Origin of the sequence: Virgibacillus proomii (assembly GCF_900162615.1) — a bacterium.
Lineage (GTDB): Bacteria > Bacillota > Bacilli > Bacillales > Amphibacillaceae > Virgibacillus > Virgibacillus proomii.
Genome location: NZ_FUFN01000008.1, coordinates 281,005 through 305,162, shown reverse-complemented (window position 1 = coordinate 305,162; position 24,158 = coordinate 281,005). Strand labels below are relative to the sequence as shown.

14 protein-coding genes and 1 tRNA gene are annotated in these 24,158 nt (G+C 36.8%); 9 read left to right on the top strand and 6 right to left on the bottom strand.

The features are described 5' to 3' along the window. Positions 1 to 319 precede the first annotated feature (319 nt). The 8 genes from BN1066_RS02325 to BN1066_RS02290 all read left to right on the top strand — a co-directional run bounded on the left by BN1066_RS02325 (position 320) and on the right by BN1066_RS02290 (position 12,447). Positions 320 to 393: transfer RNA gene (locus BN1066_RS02325), tRNA-Gly, on the top strand. 700 nt (positions 394 to 1,093) lie between these two features. Further along, the gene (locus BN1066_RS02320; RefSeq protein ID WP_077317911.1) at positions 1,094 to 2,809 is read left to right on the top strand and encodes an ABC-ATPase domain-containing protein; all 1,716 of its coding nucleotides are present in this window, start codon (positions 1,094 to 1,096) and stop codon (positions 2,807 to 2,809) included. Positions 2,810 to 2,812: 3 nt separating this feature from the next. Continuing rightward, entirely contained in the window at positions 2,813 to 3,958 is a 1,146-nt protein-coding gene (gene queG, locus BN1066_RS02315) for a tRNA epoxyqueuosine(34) reductase QueG (protein WP_077317976.1), read from the top strand. 138 nt (positions 3,959 to 4,096) lie between these two features. Then, positions 4,097 to 4,942, top strand: a complete 846-nt coding sequence (locus BN1066_RS02310; protein WP_077317910.1) for an amidase domain-containing protein — start codon at positions 4,097 to 4,099, stop codon at positions 4,940 to 4,942. A 70-nt stretch (positions 4,943 to 5,012) separates the two neighbouring features. Continuing rightward, on the top strand, positions 5,013 to 5,486 hold the full coding sequence (gene trmL / locus BN1066_RS02305) for a tRNA (uridine(34)/cytosine(34)/5-carboxymethylaminomethyluridine(34)-2'-O)-methyltransferase TrmL (RefSeq protein WP_077317909.1): 474 nt from the start codon (positions 5,013 to 5,015) through the stop codon (positions 5,484 to 5,486). Between the two features lie 791 nt (positions 5,487 to 6,277). Next, positions 6,278 to 9,133, top strand: coding sequence for a 2-oxoglutarate dehydrogenase E1 component (locus BN1066_RS02300; RefSeq protein WP_077317908.1), 2,856 nt, complete (start codon positions 6,278 to 6,280; stop codon positions 9,131 to 9,133). Continuing rightward, a complete protein-coding gene (odhB, locus tag BN1066_RS02295; protein ID WP_077317907.1) occupies positions 9,126 to 10,397 on the top strand; it encodes a 2-oxoglutarate dehydrogenase complex dihydrolipoyllysine-residue succinyltransferase in 1,272 nt (423 codons plus the stop codon). Before BN1066_RS02300 ends, odhB begins: the two co-directional genes overlap by 8 nt. A gap of 862 nt (positions 10,398 to 11,259) precedes the next feature. Then, the gene (locus BN1066_RS02290) at positions 11,260 to 12,447 is read left to right on the top strand and encodes a NupC/NupG family nucleoside CNT transporter (RefSeq protein WP_077317906.1); all 1,188 of its coding nucleotides are present in this window, start codon (positions 11,260 to 11,262) and stop codon (positions 12,445 to 12,447) included. A 164-nt stretch (positions 12,448 to 12,611) separates the two neighbouring features. On the opposite strand, the gene BN1066_RS02285 is transcribed toward BN1066_RS02290, so the two are convergent. After that, positions 12,612 to 13,979, bottom strand: a complete 1,368-nt coding sequence (locus tag BN1066_RS02285; protein ID WP_077317905.1) for an MATE family efflux transporter — start codon at positions 13,977 to 13,979, stop codon at positions 12,612 to 12,614. 106 nt (positions 13,980 to 14,085) lie between these two features. On the opposite strand from BN1066_RS02285, the gene BN1066_RS02280 reads away from it, so the two are divergent. Continuing rightward, positions 14,086 to 15,159 carry an undecaprenyldiphospho-muramoylpentapeptide beta-N-acetylglucosaminyltransferase gene (locus BN1066_RS02280; RefSeq protein WP_077317975.1) on the top strand — a complete coding sequence of 358 codons (1,074 nt, stop codon included), beginning with the start codon at positions 14,086 to 14,088 and terminating at the stop codon, positions 15,157 to 15,159. A gap of 74 nt (positions 15,160 to 15,233) precedes the next feature. Here the strand turns inward: BN1066_RS02280 and BN1066_RS02275 are convergent, their stop codons facing one another. The 5 genes from BN1066_RS02275 to BN1066_RS02255 all read right to left on the bottom strand — a co-directional run bounded on the left by BN1066_RS02275 (position 15,234) and on the right by BN1066_RS02255 (position 23,720). Continuing rightward, on the bottom strand, positions 15,234 to 18,389 hold the full coding sequence (locus tag BN1066_RS02275) for an MMPL/RND family transporter (RefSeq protein ID WP_077317904.1): 3,156 nt from the start codon (positions 18,387 to 18,389) through the stop codon (positions 15,234 to 15,236). Positions 18,390 to 18,435: 46 nt separating this feature from the next. Continuing rightward, positions 18,436 to 18,924, bottom strand: a complete 489-nt coding sequence (locus tag BN1066_RS02270) for a MarR family winged helix-turn-helix transcriptional regulator (RefSeq protein WP_281250244.1) — start codon at positions 18,922 to 18,924, stop codon at positions 18,436 to 18,438. Between the two features lie 1,016 nt (positions 18,925 to 19,940). Further along, on the bottom strand, positions 19,941 to 21,086 hold the full coding sequence (locus tag BN1066_RS02265) for a Ger(x)C family spore germination protein (protein WP_077317902.1): 1,146 nt from the start codon (positions 21,084 to 21,086) through the stop codon (positions 19,941 to 19,943). A 2-nt stretch (positions 21,087 to 21,088) separates the two neighbouring features. Further along, a complete protein-coding gene (locus BN1066_RS02260; protein WP_077317901.1) occupies positions 21,089 to 22,201 on the bottom strand; it encodes a GerAB/ArcD/ProY family transporter in 1,113 nt (370 codons plus the stop codon). Positions 22,202 to 22,208: 7 nt separating this feature from the next. Further along, positions 22,209 to 23,720: a spore germination protein gene (locus BN1066_RS02255; RefSeq protein ID WP_077317900.1), complete on the bottom strand. Its 1,512-nt coding sequence runs from the start codon at positions 23,718 to 23,720 to the stop codon at positions 22,209 to 22,211. Between the last annotated feature and the right edge of the window lie 438 nt (positions 23,721 to 24,158).

Here is a 24,158-nt window from a genome sequence, read left to right as displayed (position 1 = left end):
GTAAATCTTTCTAAGCAAATTTTTTTCATTTTTGTTCAAAGGAGAGTGGTTCAACTGCGTTACAATGTAAGTATGAACGGCAGGGAGTCATCCGATGTCCAGAACTTGTAACTTGCTTCGTTTTATTTATGTCTCATAAGCTTGACTGAATTAGTAAAAAGAACAAATTGAAGGTGTACAGACAAAATAAAACAGTTTAGAATTCATTTTTTGTCGAAAAAAATTAAAAAATGTCTTGATCTAACTTTGAATAACTGTTATAATAATTTCTGCATTCAAAAAATGTATATTTTTTAAAAGTTACATAACCTCAATGAATGCGGGTGTAGTTTAATGGTAAAACCTCAGCCTTCCAAGCTGATGACGAGGGTTCGATTCCCTTCATCCGCTCCATACATATGTCTTAACGCAGTATTTCGTAATGTAAAGGGTACGAAGTATTGCGTTTTTAGTTTTTTGAAAATTAGAGTATTAACTGGGATCTATATGTTTGAACCAGTTATTATTATTTTAGTATGAAGGGTGAATTTTTCTTTAATTGGTATCTAGAAAACGATACTGTTTCTATATGGTGGATAACTTTATTGATAAATTACCTTCCGTGATCAAGCAGTAGCAAACTTCGATCTTCTTCCTGCGATTAGTTAACTTCGGCACGAATCTAAAGGAAGACCGACTAAAGCGGGCTTGCCGCTCAAGTATAGGCATACCCTTGTTTTAGAGGCATGTTTCCTTTATCCCGCATGTAAGGTGCCGTATTTTTCTCATTTCAAACAATGTGCTAATGATGTTGCAAGCATGATGGGAAAAACGGCCCCTAAATGCCCGATTCGTTCAACTAACATTCCGAGGTAAAATGGAATGAAGTTTCACTTTATCCCGTCAGAATATTTCTAGTTTGTACGTCATTAAGAGAACGCTTGTCCTTTATGTTTTTTAAAAAAATAGATACCTCATGCTTTTCCGGAAGATTTGTTTTACTTCTTTATTGGGAACATGTAAAATCGGAAGCAGAAAAAGAAGATAGTTGTTATTAGAGGCTTGTTTCATTTTTTTGACTAATGAATTTAAAGCAATAGAGGTGTGTGTCTATATGAATAGTCTAGTGAAGCTTTTAAAGGAAATTGATAACAAAGGCTATAAAGCATATAAACGTATTCAAGGAAACTATCAGGGAACGGATTATGAGTTTATGATTGATCATGTTCAAGGAGATCCGTTTGCTGCTCCTTCTAAACTTAGAATCATTATTCCTGCAAGTAAGCGACAAATTAAAGCTGAATGGCTTCAAACATATGCAAGAAAGATTGCTGTTGAAGATGCATTTGCTCGTATAATAGGTAAGGTTGTAGCTCAGCAAGCTTCTCATGTAAAAGGCTCAGGTAAGAGCGGCTTCATCTTTTTTGATCGCCCAGGGCAAGAAAAGCTGGAGCGCAGTGCTGTACAAATTACCTCAGAAAAAATAACGGTTTGTATTTCAGTTGGACTACCGGCAAATGGAAGGAAAATAAATAGTAGAGAAGCTGATAAATTATTTTTCCGTGTTCTTCCAGACATTATTAATCATTCTGTTTTTACAATTACTAATAAAGCAATTGAACAGGCGATCAAGTTAGCAGACCAGCAAGAAGCAATTCGTCAAGTAATGAAAGAAAATAACTGGGTAGCGTTTTTAGCAAATGGATCAATTTTACCTAGAGAAAGCGGAATTAGTAATCGACCTTTAAAGCAGGCGATACCGTTCCAAAGTCCACCTGAAAATGAGGTGGAGATACAGATTCCTCATTCTGACGTGCCAATCAAAGGAATGGCAATTAAAAAAGGAATTACGTTAATTGTCGGCGGTGGATATCACGGTAAAAGTACATTGCTTAGGGGAATAGAACGAGGAGTATATTCACATGTAAACGGTGATGGAAGGGAGTTTGTTTTAACCGATCCTTCCGCAGTAAAAATTCGATCTGAAGATGGTCGGAAAATTACAGGTGTTGATATTTCTCCGTTTATCAATAATTTACCACATGGTCAGGATACTACATTTTTTTCAAGCGATAATGCTAGTGGCAGTACATCCCAAGCAGCAAATGTAATGGAGGCATTAGAAGCAGGGGCTTCCACATTATTAATTGATGAAGATACAAGTGCTACTAATTTTATGATTCGTGATCACAGAATGCAATTACTCGTGCACGCAGATAAAGAACCGATTACACCATTCATTGATAAAATAACACAGCTTCGTGATGAATTATCTGTGTCTACGATTATTGTAATGGGCGGCTCAGGTGATTATTTTGCTACAGCGGATACAGTTATTCGATTAGAAAACTATTTACCAGATAATGCAACAAATGAAGCAAAAGCAATTATAGAAAAATACCCTTTAATCAGAAACAATGGAGGGAATAAACGATTTGGTAAGTTAACCAGACGTTACTTTCAACAAAGCTCATTACAGACAAGAAAGGGCAAGAGAGCAAAAGTTCAAGCAAAAGGTTTAACTCATATACAAATGGGAAAAACGGATATCTCATTTGCAGAGGTTGAACAGCTTGTTGATGCATCACAGACAAGAATGATTGCAGAAATCCTTCATTACTTAGATAGAAATAATCAAATGGATAACGTTGCTTTGCCTGAATTACTGGATCGTATTGAGCAGCAAATGGATCAACAAGGCTTAGCTTCATTTACATTACATCCTAAAGAGCACCCGGGAGATTTAGCTAGACCTCGTCGATTTGAAATTGCGGCAGTGTTAAATCGAATGCGTACAGCAGTTGTAAAAAAGTACAGGCAAGGAGAATAAATGATGCAAACGGAACAGTTGAAGCAGGAAATTATTGATTATAGCAAGAAAATTGGCATTGATAAAATTGGCTTTGCTTCAGCAGATGTGTTTACGGAATTAAAAGAACGTCTGCGCAGACAGCAAGCATTAGATTATCAATCCGGTTTTGAAAAAGGAACGATTGAGGAGCGAACAGAGCCGGAGCGTTTACTGTCTGGAGCCAAATCGATTATTTCTATTGCATTAGCTTATCCCACCCGCATGAAGGGAGCTCCTAGAAGTACGAAGCAGGAACGACGCGGTTTATTTGCGAGGGCTTCCTGGGGAATTGATTATCATATTGTTTTACGGGAAAGACTTGAAAAGCTTGCCGAATTTATCCGGAAGAGAGTACCAGATGGTAAAAGTAGGGTGATGGTCGATACAGGAGAATTATCTGACCGCGCGGTTGCAGAACGAGCAGGGATTGGCTTTAGTGGTAAAAATACTTCTATTATTACTCCGGAATTTGGGTCTTTTGTATATTTAGGCGAACTAATTACCAATATACCATTTACTCCCGATAAGCCCGTTGAAGATAGTTGTGGATCTTGTACCAAATGTATCGATGCTTGCCCTACAGGCGCTATTGTTCAGGCTGGTCAATTAAATGCAAAACGTTGTATCGCGTTTTTAACTCAAACAAAAGATTTTTTACCGGATGAATTCCGTTCGAAAATTGGTAACCGTGTTTATGGCTGTGATACATGCCAAATGGTCTGTCCAAAAAACTTAAAGTTGGATTTTCATATACATCCTGAGTTTGAACCTGAACACGATATAGCTAAACCAAAATTAATTCCTATGTTAAAAATATCTAATCGCGAATTTAAAGAAAAATTTGGGCATATTTCGGGATCATGGCGGGGGAAAAAGCCGATTCAGCGCAATACTTTGATAGCGTTAGGGCATTATAAAGATACGACAGCTGTTGCTGAAATCATTGATATCATGCGTAATGATCCCCGTCCGGTAATTCGGGGAACAGCGGCATGGTCATTAGGGAAAATTGGAACGGATGAGGCATTTCAAGCTATTAAAGAAGCAATGGAAACAGAGGAAGATGAACAGGTCTTATATGAGATGGAAAAAGGATTGGCATTTCAACACCAGCATGCTAAAAAATAATAGGTGAGTTCATCGAGATCTTTAATCTGCTTATTTTACTCAAGCTACCACAAATTATTAATCTTACATGCAAAAAAATATAAAACTAGATGTTTGACAAGCCTACCATCCATATACTTTCTATGGAGGGGATTTTTTATGGAGAAGCTGAAAAGCTACTGGTTAGATTTTTTTGCTTCAGATCAAAATAAAGAAAATTGGTGGTCAAGAAAACGAAAGTTATTTACTGAAAGAAGTGCTAAAATAGTACGAATTAAAGGAAATGGTCAGTTGTACAGAAAACTACGCTACAATGATGAACAATCCTACAATTATCTGTTACATTTACGGTTTTTAGTAAAACAGCGAGAACAGCTTTATATGGAAGAAGTAATTTCACCATATACATTTAACATGGTTAATGGGGAGATAACAGACCATAAACAGCAGCAGATTTTGATGCAAAATGATAAAGGAAAAGTGGTACCGAATATGAATACTGAAACTTCATATAAGCGAGCTGTTTATGATCGCCACCGAGCAGTTCAATATGCAGAACGATGGTGGAATAGCTATAATCCAGCCTATCGAACCTTCGACGTCGATTGTACGAACTATGTATCGCAATGTTTGTTTGCTGGTGGTGCACCAATGCGGGGGGCACCAATTAGAGAGCGCGGTTGGTGGTACGGAAAGGATAGCTGGAGCTTTAGCTGGGCAGTTGCTCACTCCATGCGATGGTATTTATCGGGCTCAACGCAAGGTTTACGTGGAGAAGAGAAAGAATCGCCAGAGGAGCTTATTCCTGGTGATGTTATTTGCTATGACTTTTCAGGAGATGGCAGGTGGGATCATAATACAATTGTTGTAGCAAAAGACGCATACGGCATGCCACTTGTTAATGCACATACCGATAATAGCCGAAATCGCTATTGGTCTTATGAAGATTCCTCTGCTTGGACACCACAGATTCAATATAAATTTTTTCGAATTCATACGGAATAATACAGCGCTTTTGGGATAAAGAAAATAGTGCTATACTTGTAACGTAGATAGACGTAAGGAGAATGAAAAAGTGAGTTTACATGTCGTATTATATCAACCAGAAATTCCAGCTAACACTGGCAATATAGCCAGAACATGTTTAGCAACAAATGCAACGTTACATTTAATTCATCCACTTGGATTTTCAACAGATGATAAGATGTTGAAAAGAGCAGGACTTGATTACTGGTATCATGTAGATATTCGTGAATATAAGTCGATCCAGTCCTTGTATGAAACCTATCCGAAAGCAAGCTATTATTATATTGAGAACTTTGGTAAAAAGCATTATACCAATTTTGATTTTAGTGATCCGGATGAGGAATTGTTTTTTGTGTTTGGCAGAGAAACAAATGGGATTCCACGTGACTTATTAACGGGAAAAGAAGACAGGTGTTTACGTATTCATATGAGTGATAAGGTTAGATCATTAAATTTATCGAATACCGCTGCGATTATTGTATACGAAGCATTAAGACAGCAGGGATTTCCAAACTTGACATAACATGTAAAAGTATTGATTAAATGCTAAATTTTTAGCAGAGAAGCTGTAGTCTAGCTGTGTTTATAGGTTAGACATTAAGATCCTCAAGGTGAGAGCTTGCATTTCAACTTGATATTTTACTTTCTTTAAGAAAAAACGCAAACGGTAGGAAAGCTCTACCCTTTACCGTTTGCGTTTCCTTTATTGTTGTTTTTTTGGCATTCCCGGTTTTGATTCGTATCCGGAAGTAAAAAAAGACACCATAAATACAGCAATAACCCCCATTAATAAAGCTAACTTCATCTTTCCATCCTCCCTTTAAATAGTGACCATAATAAGATTAATTCTATTATAACGAAACATGCCCAAAAATGAAACAATCGTCCATAGTGTTGATTATATTCTCAGTTGGAACAAATCATCCTTCATAAATATAAGTTTCTTACACTTAAGTTTCCGTAAGATTTTCACTTCAAAAGTTAAAAGGAATACGAAGTTGTCTAAGTGGGAGATAACACACCCATTTGCCCAATCCTTTGGAGATCTAGGACAAGAAAAACTTCGGAAGCGAAATTTGGCGATTTTCAAGGGAGCCCGCGATTTTTGCTAAATCAAAGAGGATATACCATGTTTTATAGTAAGTTAAGCCATTTGAAAATTCTGTTTATAATTATAATTAAAACATGGTATTGTCTGCCAAAATAAAATGAGGTATATTAGTTGAAGTAATCTATAGTCAGTTCTATAATGTAGATTGAATAATGTATACCGTTTCAGAACGGATTACGTAACTTCTAATGGGGGTATAAAAGTTGGCACAGAATGAAGAATCCAATGAGAGATTCTGGTCCGAATTTCATGGTCCAAACTTGGGGTATGTAGAAGAGCAATACGATTTGTACAAAGAGGATCCAGAGGCAGTAGATCCATCCATTAAAAAAATGTTCGATGAGCATGGAGCCCCTCAATGGTTATCCCAAACAAATGTTGCGGCTGGAGCAGCAGCTGAAGCTACATCCATAGACGATGTAAAGAAACTTACCTCAGCAATGAAACTTGTTGAGGCTATTCGGCGTTGCGGGCATCTGGAGGCAGAAATCTATCCAGTTGGCATGAAAAAGCGCAAGTCTGAATTAGTTGATCCAGTAACATACGGGTTAACGGAAGGAGACTTAGCAAGTATTCCAGCTTCTTGGTTATGGGAAAACGCTCCAAGCAAGGTAGAAAATGGATTAGATGTTGTAAAAGAATTGAAAAAGTACTATTCTGGCACGATTACATTCGAATTTGATCATGTCAATAATGATGACGAACGCAAGTGGCTGCTAGATTTAATTGAGTCAGGTAAAGCGAGGCTCAGCTTATCCGACGATGAGAAAACGAAGCTATTAGAAAGACTTATACAGGTCGAAGGATTTGAAGAATTTTTACAAAAGACGTTTGTAGGTCAAAAGCGGTTTTCTATTGAAGGATTAGAAATTATGGTACCCATGTTAGATCAAATTGTGAAAAATGCGAGTGCTGATAAAGTTGAAAACATTATGATGGGTATGGCTCACCGTGGTCGACTTGCGGTATTAGCCCATGTGCTCGGCAAGCCATATGATAGAATTTTTTCTGAATTTCACCACTCTCCGAATAAAGAGTTAATTCCTTCTGAAGGTTCAATGGGAATTAATTATGGTTGGACGGGTGATGTAAAATATCATTTCGGTGCAACAAAAGAACCAGATGGAAAAGAAAGTGTAACGCGAATTCGTCTAGCGCACAATCCCTCTCACTTGGAATTCGTTAATCCAGTTGTCGAAGGATTAGCTCGTGCTGCACAGGATGATCGTTATGAAAAAGGGTATCCCAAACAAGATAAGAATAAAGCGATTCCAGTTCTTATCCATGGTGATGCAGCATTTATCGGTGAAGGAATTGTCGCTGAAACCTTTAACCTAAGTAATCTTCCAGGATATTCTACTGGCGGTTCATTGCATATTATTGCAAACAACTTATTAGGCTATACAACGGAGCAAAAAGATGGTCGTTCGACCCGCTATGCAAGTGATCTTGCTAAAGGGTTTGAAGTTCCCATTATTCATGTAAATGCAGATGATCCAATTGCTTGTATTTCTGCAGTTCAAATTGCTTATGAGTATCGTCAAAAGTTTAACAAGGACTTTCTCATTGATTTAGTTGGTTATCGTCGTTATGGTCATAACGAAATGGACGAACCACGAATGACACAGCCGGTTCTATACAAAATGATCGATGAGCATCCTACTGTAGCGTATATATTTGCTAAAGATTTACAAGAAAAAGAGATTATAAGAGAAGAGCAATTTAAAGAGATGAAGCAGCGCGCCCTCGATAAATTGCAAGATATTTACGATAATATGAAAGAAAACGAAACTGGTGAAGCAGAGTCTATGTTTATGCCGGAAGCATTAAAAAATGGGTTAGATAAATATGAGACTGCTGTTGACCTAGAAACTTTACGTTCGTTGAATAAAGGATTATTAGAACGTCCTGAAGGTTTTAACAGTAATAAAAAGCTGGAGAGAATTTTGAAGCGACGTGAAAATGCATTAGAGAATGGGGAAAAGGCAGATTGGGGTACTGGAGAAGCATTAGCTTATGCTTCCATTTTACGTGATGGAATTCCAATTCGTCTTACCGGACAAGATACCGAAAGAGGTACGTTTGCTCATCGTCATCTAGTGTTGCACGATGTTGAGACAAGTGAAAAATTCTGCCCAATGCATATGCTTGAAGAAGCAAAAACCTCCTTTGACATCCGCAACAGTCCTTTATCTGAAACGGGTGTGTTAGGTTTTGAATACGGATATAGTGTAGAAGCGACGAATACTCTAGTAATCTGGGAGGCGCAGTTTGGCGATTTTGCCAATGTAGCGCAAGTTATCTTTGACCAATTTATTTCTTCGGCACGGGCAAAATGGGGAGATAAATCGAATATGGTGATGCTCCTTCCTCATGGTTATGAAGGACAGGGACCGGAACATTCCAGTGCAAGACTAGAGCGCTTTCTTCAAATGGCTGCAGAGAATAACTGGATTGTAGCATATGTTACATCGTCTGCACAATTCTTCCATTTAATTCGTAGACAGGCAGCTTTACGTAATAAGGAAGAAGCTAGACCATTAGTCGTTATGACGCCGAAAAGCAGCTTGATTCGAAATCAACGAATTGCTTCGAAAGCAGAAGAGTTTACCAAAGGTAAGTTCCTTGCTATCCGCGATCAGCCTAACTTAAAGGTAAGTAAGAAGAATGCTAAACGCTTACTGATTGGAAGCGGTAAAATTATGGTAGATATTGAAGAAGCGATTGAACAGGCGGATGACAATTTTAATTGGCTACGAGCAATACGTTTAGAACAAATATATCCATTCCCTAAAATACAATTGGAAAAAGAGATAAACGCTTTGCCGAACTTAGAAGAAATTGTCTGGGTGCAAGAAGAACCACAAAATATGGGATGCTGGGATTTCGTTGACGATTACTTGAGAGACTTGCTAAAAGATGGGCAAACATTACGTTATATCGGTCGTCCAGATCGTTCTTCACCAGCAGTAGGTGTTCCAAATGTCCATAAGACAGAGCAAAAACAAATTGTTCAAAAAGCGATAACCCCAACAAAAGGAGGAGATTCTGATGAGTGAAATAAAAATACCAGAGCTGGCAGAATCAATTACAGAAGGAACTATTGCGGAGTGGTTGGTTAAAGAAGGAGACAAGGTGGAAAAAGGGGACCCAGTTGTTGAATTAGAAACAGATAAAGTAAATGTGGAAGTAAACTCAGAATATTCTGGTGTGATTACAGAAATTATTCAAGTTGAAGGCGAAGATGTAGAAGTTGGCGATGTTATTGCAAAAATTGACGAAAATGCTGAGGCAGGAAGCATTACACAAGCAGAATCCAAGCCAACAGAAGATAAAGAAGAAGAAAAAGTAGATCAGCAATCGGAATCTCCAAAGCAGGAACAGCCTAAGCAAGAAGATACTAAAGAGCAGAAGGAAACTGGAGTTGCTGGAGTGATTGCTTCACCTGCTGCTAGAAAACGTGCCCGTGAACTGAATATTGATTTAAGCAAGATTAGTCCACGTGATCCATTGGGACGGATTCGCCCAGAAGATGTGGAGGAAGCAGCTAAAAATGCTGATAAACCGCAAAAGCAATTAGTAAAACAAGAGGAAAAATCAGCAGAGAAAACAGAATTCTCTAAGCCGGTAGAACGAGTTAAAATGTCACGTCGCCGTCAAACAATCGCTAAGCGCCTTGTTGAAGTTCAGCATGAAGCAGCAATGTTAACTACGTTTAATGAAGTAGATTTAACAAATGTTATGAAGTTGCGCAGTGAACGAAAAGAAAAATTCATTGAAAAACATGGTGTGAAATTAGGGTTTATGTCTTTCTTTACAAAAGCTGTAGTGGGTGCTTTGAAAGATTTCCCATTATTAAATGCAGAAATTCAAGGAAATGAACTTATAATAAAGAAATTCTATGACATTGGTATTGCTGTTTCCACAGAGGACGGTTTAGTAGTTCCAGTAGTACGTGATGCAGATCGTCTGGATTTTGCAGGAGTAGAAAAAGAAATTAAAGACCTCAGTCTAAAGGCTCGTGACAAGAAATTAGAAATGAGTGATTTACAAGGCGGTACGTTTACGATAACAAATGGCGGGACATTTGGTTCTATGTTATCAACTCCGATCCTAAACGCGCCACAAGTCGGTATTCTAGGTATGCATAACATCCAAAAACGTGCAGTTGTTATGCCCGATGACAGTATTGAAGTGCGCCCAATGATGTATTTGGCATTATCTTATGATCATCGTATTGTTGATGGAAAAGAAGCAGTACAGTTTCTTGTTCGTGTTAAGCAATTGCTTGAAGACCCATATGACTTGCTCTTAGAAGGTTAAATAAGCTATAGATATTAACCCTTACTCTGTTTGTGGAGTAAGGGTTTTTTTATACTATAGGAAAGTATAAAACTTTATGGTTATCGTATAAGAAAATCTACAGCTTTCGCTAAAGACTTGGCGCCAAGCTAAGTTTTTCTAAGATTAGTTTACGAGATTATCTCCGCTCCTCGATGGTGGATATTTATTAACTCTTTGCTGAAGCGAACGTTTGTACAAAAGAATTAATATTTCTGCTTAAGTGCTTGTGCTGCTAGCAAACTTCGATCTTCTTTCTATGATAAGGTCACCATCGACTCGAATCTAAAGGAAGGCCGACTAAAATCGGGCTTGCCGCTCAGGCGTCGGCATACCCATGTTTAGAGGCATATTTTCTTTATTCTACATCTAAAGTGCTGTAAGACCTCACTTCAAAAGTGATAGAAATATAGGTGTAGGTTCTAAGTGGGAAATAACGCTACCCAAAATGCCAATTCGTTCGCAGGTGACAGGACAGAGAAGCTACGGCAGCGACGCATTGCGTTTTCTAGGACAAATAAAACTTCTTGAATAACATTGCGATTTTTCGAGAACAAAGAAAAACATTATAAATATTTACATTCACACGAGATAATTTTCTGAAAACTCCTCCCTTCATAATCACAAACACGTATAGATAATGTCTATCTGTTAAAAAATGATTATGCTCTAAAAACAAGCAATAGTAATTACCAGATTATTACACAAAGTGGTAGGGAAATATACTTATATGGACAATAATTGACAGAAAAAACAATCACTTGCATGACGTCTGACAACTTGTTACAATAACTATTGAAAGAACTATGAAAACAGTTACATTAATTAAGGGAGGAAATACATCGTGGGGATTCTTCTTGGGTTATTAGCCATTGCTGTTGTTCTTGGAATAGCATATTTAATGTCAAATGACAAAAAGAATATTAATTACAAAGCCATTGGTATTATGCTAGTCTTTCAGCTTCTGATCACATTATTTATGTTTAAAACTGAAGTTGGACAAGCAGTTATTACGGGTATTTCAGCAGGTTTTAATAAATTGATTGAGTTTGGTTCAAAGGGAATAAACTTTGTTGTTGGAGGTTTTCAGCTAGAAGAAGGCGGCGTCTTCTTTTTTAATGTTCTCTTATTAATTGTCTTCTTTGCAACCTTATTATCTGTACTCACATATTTGAAAATTCTGCCAACAATTATCAAGTATATTGGAGCTTTAATTTCAAAAGTAACAGGTCTGCCAAAAGTGGAATCGTTTAATGCTGTTAACAGTATCTTTTTTGGACAATCGGAAACGTTAATTGCTATTCGCTCACAATTCCACTATCTAAATGACAATCGTCTTTATATTGTTAGTGCTTCCGCAATGGGTTCTGTATCAGCATCGATTGTTGGTGCATATTTACAAATGCTTCCAGCTGAATATGTTTTAGTTGCATTACCACTAAATATGTTCAGTGCACTTATGGTCGCCTCTGTAATAGCACCGGTTAATGTACCGAAGGAAAAAGATGTAGTAGATATAAAGGATGTTAGTAATGATAAAAGCATTTTTGAGGCAATGGGTAATGGTGCACTAGAAGGTGGGAAAATTGCACTGATTGTTGCAGCAATGTTGATTGCATTTATTGCTTCACTAGAATTGGTTAACTGGCTCATCCAATTAATTTTCGCAGGTACTACGCTGCAACAAATATTAGGTTATGTTCTTGCACCAATTGGATTATTAATGGGAATTTCCCCTGGTGAGGTTATTAAGGCAGGTGCTATTATGGGTACTAAAATTGTAACCAACGAATTTGTTGCCATGTTAGAGTTTCAACCTTTGTTAGGTCAAATGTCAGAAAAAACTATCGGAATTGTGACAGTCTTTCTAACAAGTTTTGCTAACTTCTCATCTATTGGTATTATTGCCGGTACCGTAAAAGGAATAGATGCGGAAAAAGCAGTAAGCGTATCTGGCTTTGGGATGAAGCTATTAATTGGGGCAACATTAGCGTCCATTTTATCCGCATCTGTTGTTGGAATTTTTCTATAATAAAAAAGTTACTACTTTCCTTACAATTAGCGAATTTATCTAAGGAAAATTTAAGTGTATAAGCTAAGTTCTTCCATACCCAGCAAAGGTGCCGTATTCTCTCCGAAAAATCTGTTTATAATTTTTCGAGCTTTGAGAGAAGCGGCTCCTTTTTTCCTGACGAATTAACCTTTAACATATACAGCTTTTTTGCTGAACTTGTGCTGTAAGTAAAGGAGACGAGCTAACAATGCAATAGCGCCACAAGATAATCCAGTGATGATTCCTATCCAATATCCGAACGGCTCTAATGATGTAAAGTTAGCGAGAGCCCAACCGACAGGCAGGCCAATGATCCAATAGGAAACTAAAGCCATAATTAATGTAATATGCACATCTTTATAACCACGTAATGCTCCTTGAAGAGGCGCACCGAAAGCATCTGCGAATTGAAAGAAAATGGCATAGATAAGAAATTGCTTCGTTAATGTTATTACTTCTTGATTAGAATTATATAATTCAGCAACTATATCCCTGGAAAAATATATAACTAACCCGGCAAATGTGGCAATGAAAATCCCACCGCTTATACCGATATATCCATACACTCTGGCATCACGAAATCGCTTTGCTCCGACTTCAAATCCTATTGCAATCGTTAACGCCATTCCTACACTAAGTGGGATCATGTATAAAAGCGAAGCAAAATTCATTGCTGCTTGGTGTGCTGCAATCGTATATGTACTATAAGCACTCATAAATAAAGTTACAGCAGAAAAAATACTTGTTTCAAAAAACATGGCAGAGCCAATAGGAACTCCTATTTTTAATTGTTCCCACCAAACGGAAAAAGATGGTTTAATCCAGTGGATAAGAACATTAAATTGACGGAATGGAGATAATTTATGAACGACAATACAGGCGATTATGCATACGAGCCAATACGTGATGGACGTTGCTATTCCTGCACCAATTCCACCATAAGCTGGCACACCAAATTTTCCAAAAATAAATACATAATTAAAAAACAGATTCAATGGCAATGACAATAAAATAATCAACATAGATATACGTGTTTGTCCAAGTGCGTCAATAAAGCAGCGTAATGTATTAAAAATAAATAAAGGAATAATTCCAGTTCCAAGGGCAATTAAATAAAATTTTGCGGTATGAGCTACACCGTTTTCTAATTGCATCAATTCAATTACAGGGTTAAGCAATAGAACCCCCATAATAAAAACAAAGATTGCTAATAAAAAACAAAGATAGATTGCCTGTTGAACCATTTCAGTAATCTTTTCAATGGACTTTGCACCTAATAATTGGGCAATAATTGGAGTGATCGCTAATAAAATGCCGTTAATTCCTGTGAAAATGGGAACCCATAAGCTTGAGCCAATGGCAACACCGGCAAGATCTATTGCACTAGCCTGTCCAGACATCATCGTATCGAAAATATTCATTAAATACATACTTATTTGTGTAACAAGGATGGGGACTAAAATAACACTAAACAGCTTTAACTTTTGACCTAAACTAGTTGTTGTATACATAATAATTCTCTTCCTTTTTATTGTATTTTTTAATAGGATAGAAGAGGAGTATAAAAGATATTATACCGTTTTGTAAAGGAGTTTGAAAGGAAAGGACGTTTTACGTATGAATCATAAATGTATTTTATTTACAGGCGGCGGCACAGCGGGACATGTGATTGTTAATCTAGCATTAATTCCTTATTATCAACAGCACGGATGGCAAATTGAATATATTGGCTCTAAAAACGGAATTGAGCGTAAATTAATTGAGGAACTGGGCGGTGTCACATATCATCCGATTTCAACAGGAAAATTACGTCGTTATGCATCGATTGAGAATTTAAAGGATCCGTTTAAAGTATTAAAGGGAACTTTTCAGGCAGCTCGTATTATTAGAAATACGAAACCAAGTGTTATTTTTTCTAAGGGCGGGTTTGTATCGGTTCCTGTTCTATTAGCATCGAAATTAACTGGCGTACCAGCGGTTATACATGAATCAGATTATACCCCGGGACTTGCGAATAAAATTGCTACTCCTTTTGCCAAAAAGGTGCTAGCCACATTTCCGGAAACAATGGACTATCTTCCAGCGAAAAAAAGTGAATATGTTGGTGCAGTAGTTCGTGACGAGCTGTTTCAAGGAAATAGAGAGGAAGGGCTAGCAATAGCAGGATTAAATAAGGAAAAACCGGTTTTATTAGTGATGGGAGGCAGTGGAGGCTCACAGAAGATCAATGAAACCGTAAGGGGAAGCCTGCCCCAGCTACTTTCTGCCTTTCAAATTATTCATATTTGCGGGAAAGACAAAGTAGATCCTACAATTAAATACAAGGGGTATGTACAGTTTGAATACATTCATAAAGAATTGAAGCATATTTTTGCAGCTAGCGATTATGTTCTTTCACGAGCGGGTGCAAATGCTATTTTTGAATTTTTGGCTTTACAAAAACCAATGCTACTTATTCCGTTATCACTTCAAGCAAGTCGAGGAGATCAAATTCTTAATGCTAAATCGTTTGCTAAAAAGCGCTATGCTAGAGTGTTGGAGGAGGAAGCGTTAACTGCAGAGTCATTAATGAAGGAGTTAGACCACTTGCGCGAATATGCCCCAATAATGATTGATATGATGAAACAGTATAAAACGGAAAGTGCAAAGGAACGTGTGATTAACATTATTAAGCAAGCACAAAAGAAATAAAGAATGGAAGAGCGGCTAGTCTTTTGGCAGCCGCTCCTTTTTTCTTTTTGAGATAATATTCGTTATTCGTTTTTTTACTTTGCATGATGTTTAAATGGCCACCAGTTGTTTTTACCAAATAGTCTAACCATGACTGGAATAAATAACGGTAAAACGATAAAAGCATATAGGAATAACCCTGTTAATACGACCGTTGCAATCTGTAATAACGATAGTACGCCAGATGGAAGCATAGCACCAAAGGTTCCGCCAAGTATAATGGCTGCCGATATGACAACCGTACCCATGTTTTTCATAGAGTGAATCAGTGCTTCTTTTACGGGAACTTCTTTATACTCATTGAAGCGATCCATTAAAAAGATACTGTAGTCGATACCTAAAGCCATCAACATAACAAAAGCAAAGAAAGGAATGGCCCAGGTTAATCCGTCATAGCCAAATAGTTGGGTGAAAATAAGTTCTGCTACTCCCATCGATGTTACATACGTTAAGATGAGTGACCCAATCAAGTAGATTGGCATAACAAAGGAACGTAGTAACAAGATCAGCATGATAAACAGTCCACTCAGCATAATGACAACCGTTCTCGAATAGTCCTCATTCGATATATTCTGCAGGTCATTATTCGTACTGCTAACGCCGCCGATGTATGGTTCACTATCGGAAAAGATCGTATTAGTTGTAGCATCATCTGCAACTTGTTTCATTTTATCTACCATTTGAATGGCTTCTGTAGAATACGGATTTTGTTCAATAAGTACTTCAAATTTTACGATCGATTTATCTTCGGAAAGATATTGACTAGCTCCTTCCATAAAATCTTCGTTTTCTAATGCTTGATCTGGAATAACGACGATCGGATTACTATCATTTGTTTTGATTTCTCCGAGATAGTTTTTAACTTCCGATAAGCCACTATCAATTTCCAGTAACCCATCTGATGCCTCTGTTAATCCGCCAGCTAATTTATCAAGTTGTCCCTCTATATCACTAAATGCCGTTTTTAACTGTTTCTGTCCGCCATAAAGCTGTGACAACCCTTGTTGTAATGAAGGAATATGATTGTTCACTTGGTTTTGCCCGTCAGCAGCTTGGTTTAATCCTGCTTGTAATTGATCAATACCATTCAACAGTTCTCCAATTCCTTTGGATAATTGCTCTTGACCGGAAATGGATTGCTGAAATCCTTCGTTAAGTTGATGTAAAGGTGTAATCACTTGTTGCTCAAGTTGATTCTGTGCTTGAGATAATTGGTTTAGATTTGTTTTCATTTCATTAACGCCATTGATTATTCCGTCAATTTGTCCTAATGCTCGTTGATGGCTTTCCATATATTTCATATTTGTTTGTAGTTCAGGATTTGCTTCAATCGCTATTTGATGCATCGTGGATACGCGTTGTTTCGTATCTTTTAATGTATTTATCATGGTGTTTAATTGTTCCGTATTGACTTTTCCAGAGCCGAATCCTTCTAGACCGTCAGCAATTGCTTGATACCCTTTAAGAAGCTGTTTATTTCCAGCAATTGTTTCATCTAAATTATCTCTTATCATTTGCAGGTTCTTGCGAATTTCACCTGCGCCTTTTGATCCGGATTCAATCCCTTTTTGAATTTCTGTTAGGGCACTGCTAAGTTCTCCAACACCATTTTCAGCAGCTGAGGTTCCTTCTAATAACTGGTCAACACCAGATTGGGCTTCCTCAAGCTGAGGGGATGCATTCTTTATTTCTGATGCAGCGTCACGTAAACCTTTTTCAATTTCTTGGATACCATCTGTACTTTTGCCAATGCCATTTGCAAGCTGACTTGTTTGCTCATCGACGAGAAACTCTGGAATGACATTTCCAGCTGGCCTTGTCGCGCTTCGAACTTGATCAACCTTATCTTGCTTTGCTAGTTCCTCTGTGAGCATAGCTATCGTTTGAAAGTCCTCCGTTGTATCAATCTTTTCATCATCAAGCTGATAGACAACCGTTAACGGCATTGTTTGACTTGGACCGAAGCTATCAGCTATCCAGTTAAAGGCAATTTTTGAACCGTAATCGTCCCCCATCTCATCTAACGAATCATAAGATTTATCACCATTATAGGTAATGAGGAACGGAGCGGTTATAAGTGCTACAATGAGTAGGGATAGGAACGGTCTGGTCCAGGAAAAATGTCCTGCCATTTTCCACAGTTTACTTTCTTTATGTTCTACATTTTTATCAAATGGCCAAAATAATTTTTTTCCTAAAACGACTAAGAAGAAGGGTACTAAGGTTGCTAATGCTAATAATACAACTGCTACCCCAATTGCGACTGCTACAGCAGATTGATAGAGAGAAAAAGTAGATAAACCAATTGTAGAGAAACCAATTAATACGGCTAAGCCAGCAAATAATATGGTTTTCCCACCAGATTTATATGTTTTTATAACAGCTTCTTTAATCGAATCTTGATGCTGAATTTCTTCTTTAAATCTACTAATTAATAAAATACAGTAATCTGTACCAATACCAAACATGACAGCAACCATAAATATTTGTGTAAAGGTAGAGAGAGGAAAGCCAACTGTATCGGCAAGAATGGCTACAATTCCTTGTGCTGCTAAATAGCTGATCCCTATTGTTAAGAGCGGGATAAATGGTGCAACTAAAGATTTAAATACGACAAATAAAATAATTAAAATTAACGCAACGGTTATAATTTCTGTCTTTTTTAACCCTTCTTCAGAGTTTTTAATGATATCTTGTTCAATATATTGTTCCCCTGTTAAGTGGTGATCTACTTGAATGTCGTCAACAGCTTCTAATATTTTTGTTCTTGATTCTAAAATTTTTTGATCCTCTAATGATACTTGAAAAGGTACAAGGATTGTTGTACCATCTTCGGATACTGTCTGGTCTTTAATTGCTGGGTCTTCTCTAAAGTCAAGTATATCTGATACACCAAGTTCTTCTTTGTTTTCTTTTAAGGTAGAGATCCCTTTTTCAATGGCTTTACGATCATCTTTTGTCAATCCATCTTCCTCATGAAAGACAAGGACACCACTGGTAGCATTTTCGGCCTCTGGTGACATAGCATCAAGTAATTCTTGAGCTTTTTCTGAAGGAGCACCTTCAGGAACCGTAATTTGCCCTTTTTCTCGAACAAGCTCCTGTAAATTAGGTGCTAGAAAAAAAAGTGCCGTTGCTGCGATAAGCCATAGAGCTGCTATATACCAACGGAGCTTAATGATGTGTTTCATGTAGAACATCCTTTCTTTGATGATGCTCATTAGAAAAGCATCATACCTATTTTTTCTCCATTAACGAAGCTAATTTCTCTAATAATTGAATAAATGAGTAGATTTCATCATCGTTAAAATGAGATAAGTAGTTTGCCAGCTCTTTTTGTATCTCTACTTCCGTATATTCGACCAATTGTTTACCCTGTTCCGTTACATATAAATATACAATTCGACGATCATTTTTATCTGGTGCTTTTGCAATTAATCCTTTCATGAATAAACGATGAATTTGTGCAGATACAGCACTTTTACCAATTCCGAATGTAGCCGCTATTTCAGTACTGGTGCAGGGCTGATGCCTTAAAATATGATCTAAAGTGATATATTGATCGCTGGTAATATCAGAATGGCTTTGTTCTTTGAGCAGTGCATTAAAGCTGCGATTAATTGTGTTATAAGCAGTTTGATAACGATCCATAATTTGTTTAAGATCCATGTTCCTCCCCCCAAGGTGTAATAGTTCACTTCGTAAATAGTTCATGTATAGAACTATTTTATCGTAACAATTTATGATTAGGGATGCAAGTAAGCTAGAGTATCTTTTTAAAAAAATTCAATTTACATGAAGAGAAATAAAGACATCGTATTGTCTTCGTCAACTTGTTTCTGAAGGTTCATGTCATACTACAGTTTGATAGTTCGCTGCTTCCATCTTTTCGTGTCTTTTTATCCCGCATGTAAGGTGCCGTAAGACTCCTGCTTCAAGAGCTTGAGTTGATACAAGGGGTCAAAAGTGGAAGAAACGGCACCTAAATGCCCGATTGGTTCAACTAACATTCCGTGTAAAAAGCATTCCACGGAATGAAGTTTCACTTTATCCCGCATGTAAGGTGCCGAAAGACTCCTGCTTCAAGAGCTTGAGTTGATACAAGGGGTCAAAAGTGGAAGAAACGGCACCTAAATGCCCGATTGGTTCAACTAACATTCCGTGTAAAAAGCATTCCACGGAATGAAGTTTCACTTTATCCCGCATGTAAGGTGCCGTAAGACTCCTGCTTCAAGAGCTTGAGTTGATACAAGGGGTCAAAAGTGGAAGAAACGGCACCTAAATGCCCGATTGGTTCAACTAACATTCCGTGTAAAAAGCATTCCACGGAATGAAGTTTCACTTTATCCCGCATGTAAGGTGCCGAAAGACTCCTGCTTCAAGAGCTTGAGTTGATACAAGGGGTCAAAAGTGGAAGAAACGGCACCTAAATGCCCGATTGGTTCAACTAACATTCCGTGTAAAAAGCATTCCACGGAATGAAGTTTCACTTTATCCCGCATGTAAGGTGCCGTAAGACTCCTGCTTCAAGAGCTTGAGTTGATACAAGGAGTCAAAAGTGGAAGAAACGGCACCTAAATGCCCGATTGGTTCAAGGGTCTTTAGGTCATACCCTTGTGGTACTAATATTCAGTAGGAGAGGGAAGCAAATTCCTACTGAATGAAGGTTCACTTTATTTCTTTTTTCAATCACTACAAGTGTTAAACCATCATGTTAGTTAAAGGATTGGTGGAGAAGCTATTTAGCGAATAGCTCCATATTCAACAATTTTTATATTGGCATTAAAGTTTACTTTTATATCTGGATAAAGCTTATGCCATTCTCCTTTTTTTAGCTTGCCATTTTTCTTATGAATTCGATATATTTCGCCATAACCAAAAGGATCAGCACCCATTTCTTGAGTTGCTTCTAATAATTTTTCATATTCTCTTTCCACTTGGTTTCCGATTTCTTTTTCTAGTTTTTCAACGACTTTCTCATTTTCTAACTCTAACTCTTTGGATAATTCAAGAATATTCATTTCAATGGTAATATCGGTTTGAAAAGTTAGTTTATCTTTATCCATTAATTTAGTCCTATCTTTGCCGGAAAGGATTTGGCCATTGAGATAAATATCTTCATTTTCATTTTCGGATAGCTCTTCTTGGACATAATTTTTCAATGGTTCTTCCGGCACACCTATATTAAATGAAGGTGCTTTAATTTTTTTTAAGATTAGATTAATATATAATGCTTGTCTTAATGATAATTTACCTACAAAAGTATCTCCCTTAAATAGGGCTGCTCCTGTTAAAGCAGGAACCCCATCATCCGTAGTAATAAGAGGCAAAACAGGATCTCTTCCCTTTTCATAAAAAGCATGGGTGAAATCATTTAGTTCTGCTTTTGGTATCATATCATTTGTGATTTTTTGCTTTATCAAACCATTGATGAATAATCCAACGTTAATTTTTGTTACTTCCTGTCCAGTAGTAAGAACCTCTTTAGCAGTTTTATCTGTAATTGCCAGCATAACCCGATCGGTTGTTCGAGCATCACGATATAAGGTATTTAAATATGGACTAATGCCCGATTTTGCTGTATCCATTCCATATAACTCCAGGCGAATTTGTCCCGGTGAAAGTGTAAAACTTGTCTTTGAGTCAGCGTGATGTCTAGCTTCTTTAATGGTTTTTCCGGTTCCTGTAGCAATTTTGGTAATATCATTTGTTTGCGTATCAAATTGAAAAATAACCAGTGTCGTTTCGATTAATTTATCACTTGTTTGTTTTAATTGATCAACTCCACGAGCATTGATAATAGCTAGCTGCTCAATCTGTTTTGGTTCAACGCAACCAGATAGTAAAAATAATAATGTTATGAAGCTAAAGAGATACTTACCTTTCATTCTTATCCGTCAACCTTTCTACGCTTTTTCAGTTTTCTTTTGAATAATACAAAAGGCAATAAAATAAATGGATAGACATAGACAATCCATATTCCCATTTGAGCAGTTATATTTATTACCGTTTGGATAATATAATGTTCATTTGTAAATATACTGGTAATTACCGTAGCTGCGCCCAAAATATAAAGTGATTTTTTTTGCGGAATGTGGTATAACCGCTTTAACCCATAGGTCACAGCCCAGGAAAAGAGCACCATATTTGGCAATGAAACCATCATCCACTCTGCTACAACAATATAGTCAAAGCGTTCTAAAAAAGAAAAGGATTGACTTTTAAAGAGTCCGAGTACAGACCATTCACGAGAGTCGATTCCCTCTGGCGTAAAATAACCGGTCACAAGTACGGTAGCAATTAAAATTGTAAAGCAGGAGAATACGACACCAAGAAATACGGGGAATTTTGCAGTTTTCTTATACTGAATAAAGGGGTAAAGCAAAAATAACAGTTCTATTCCCGTAAGAGTATATGAAGTTTGCTTAGCACCTTTTAATAATTCAGTGAAGGATGCCTGGAACATGGGCTGAAAATGCGTCCAATCCATATCCATAATTGGTTCAATTAACAGGACGGCGAGCCAATGGGAGAAAATGAAAAAAAGAAAGCAAATACCAACAATAACTCTTATGCCGCCAAGCACACTATAAATGACCAAGCTCATTAATAATAAGGACATGACGGTTTTGTTTAATTCCGGGAAGATAAAAATGGTTAGTACTTCGACATACGTGATTAGGACGGTAAATAGATTAAACATAAAATATACGATGTAAAATGTACCTAATACTTTTCCAATAAATGTACCAAATATATCTGTTTGTATGCTGAATATATCCGCATTTTTATATTGCTTTAACATAAAGAGCATAACGGCAAGTAGGAGACTTATATAACAAAAAGCGATTAATACAGATAGCCAAGCATCTCTTCCTGCTTCTTTATATATAAGTCTCGGAACTCCCATAATTCCTACACCAATTTGAATCGATGCAATGATAAAAAACAAATAGAAAGATCTAATTTGCTCGTTCGGTTTAATATTTAGATTAACGTTCATAACACACCTACTCGTCAATATCTTTTTTCTTTTTAACTTTCTCTTTATTAAATCGATAAAGATCTTTTAAACGGGAGGAGATAAACCGTTTGGAATCCATATGGTGTGGAAGGCGAAAGAACGTTTTATTTAGATCTTGCCAATTAAATGGATAAATTGGAGTCAGATAAGGTCTTCCTAATGACGTTAATTTCAGCAAGTGAATGATGATAAAGCAGGCACCAAGCATGATTCCAATTATTCCCAATAATCCAGCTAATAAAATCATTGGAAAGCGGAGAATACGAATGGTAGTTCCCATTAAATAACTAGGTACAGTAAACGACGCTAGGGCGCTTAAGGTAACAAAGATAATTAAAATATTACTCGTTAAACCTGCTTGTACTGCTGCTGTACCTACAACTACACCACCAACAATCCCCATTGTTTGCCCGACCTTTGTAGGTAAACGTGCTCCTGCCTCTCGTAATAATTCGATCAACAATTCTAAAAGAATCGCTTCAAAAATTGGAGGAAATGGAACATTTGCCCTTGATTGGCCGAGAGAAATAAGCAATGGTGTAGGAATGATTTCATAGTGATAGGTTACAACTGCAACATAGAAGGGTGTTAAGAAAACAGATATTAGCATCGCTAAAAATCGCAACATCCGAAAAAAAGAGCCAATATTCCAGCGCATATATAAATCTTCTGTTGACTCAAAGAAACTGAATAACGAAGTAGGAGCAACTATGCCCGTAGGACTATTATCGACGAGTACACCGATACGTCCTTTGCAGATTGAATAGGTAAAGCGGTCTGGTAATTCAGTTTCGTAAAATTGTGGGAATATGCTTAGTGAGTGATCTTCAATCAATTGAATTAATACAGAACTATCCTCCACGGAATCCACTTCTAAATCCTTTAAGCGCTGTCGCAACGTATTAATATCTTCTTGATTTGCAATTGAACTTATATATGCTATCCTCACTTCTTTTGGGAATCTTTTTCCAATCATAATTTTCTCTAAGACAAGATCATTTGATAAGATTGCTTTTCGAGTTAAATTCATATTGGTTGCTAAGGATTCTGTAAATGCAATTTGTGGTCCAAGAACAACCGATTCTGTTTCTGGCTTGGACAGGTCTCTTTTTTCGTCTTTTTTTAACGGGTAAGAGATAGCTTCTGCTTCATCTTCAATATAGATAAATACGTCTCCTAATAACATACCTCTAAATATATGATCTATTTGATTTTCTATTTTCCCTGAGCTTAAAGGTATATGATTGAGTAAAGAAGCAGAGGTTAGACTTAATGTTTCCTTTTTTTCTAAAAGAGGTTGTAATAAAGATGCTTCTAATTTGTTTGTATCAATTAAATAAGTTATATAAAATACTGCAATTCGTTTGTTTTCAAGTTGGTATATGGTATAACTTAAATCATGGTTATTTGTAAATCTTTTTTTTAATCGCGTTTCCAATTGTGTGAGTTTTGTTGGGAAAATAGTTGTTTTACGTTTTTTTGTTGTTATTCTTCTCATAATTCCCTCCTTAATTTCACACCTTTCATTCAATATTTTATTTTGATAAAAATTGTTATGGGCATCGTATAGAGGAATGGCTTCTTAGAAAAATTTCCAATATACGTTAAAAAGCATGATTATTTAATAAAATGTAATGAAACTGATATTTTTCCATGAGGGAACTCAGTTAACTTTGGTAGTGAATACATTAAAGAACTAGGTTGAGAAATTTATTTATCATTTAGTATGTGAGGAATGTTTCTAATTTATCCGCTATCTAATTGATGTAAAGTTTGCCTTTATGTTGAAGCGATGAAAGGGCATGTATTTCTTCATACAGAAGCCAAACAACATTTTTCTGCAGTTATAAATAGTGAAAATAAATTTAGAAATGTGCAAAAAATCTATTGACTTATCAAATTCTTCCATCTATAATAAGTTAGAATAAAATAGGAG

Coding starts and splice junctions, on each gene's coding strand:
- BN1066_RS02320 (WP_077317911.1), top strand. CDS start 1,094: ATGAATAGTCTAGTGAAGCTTTTAAAGGAAATTGATAACAAAGGCTAT.
- queG (WP_077317976.1), top strand. CDS start 2,813: ATGCAAACGGAACAGTTGAAGCAGGAAATTATTGATTATAGCAAGAAA.
- BN1066_RS02310 (WP_077317910.1), top strand. CDS start 4,097: ATGGAGAAGCTGAAAAGCTACTGGTTAGATTTTTTTGCTTCAGATCAA.
- odhB (WP_077317907.1), top strand. CDS start 9,126: ATGAGTGAAATAAAAATACCAGAGCTGGCAGAATCAATTACAGAAGGA.
- BN1066_RS02285 (WP_077317905.1), bottom strand. CDS start 13,979: ATGTATACAACAACTAGTTTAGGTCAAAAGTTAAAGCTGTTTAGTGTT.
- BN1066_RS02280 (WP_077317975.1), top strand. CDS start 14,086: ATGAATCATAAATGTATTTTATTTACAGGCGGCGGCACAGCGGGACAT.
- BN1066_RS02275 (WP_077317904.1), bottom strand. CDS start 18,389: ATGAAACACATCATTAAGCTCCGTTGGTATATAGCAGCTCTATGGCTT.
- BN1066_RS02265 (WP_077317902.1), bottom strand. CDS start 21,086: ATGAAAGGTAAGTATCTCTTTAGCTTCATAACATTATTATTTTTACTA.
- BN1066_RS02260 (WP_077317901.1), bottom strand. CDS start 22,201: ATGAACGTTAATCTAAATATTAAACCGAACGAGCAAATTAGATCTTTC.
- BN1066_RS02255 (WP_077317900.1), bottom strand. CDS start 23,720: ATGAGAAGAATAACAACAAAAAAACGTAAAACAACTATTTTCCCAACA.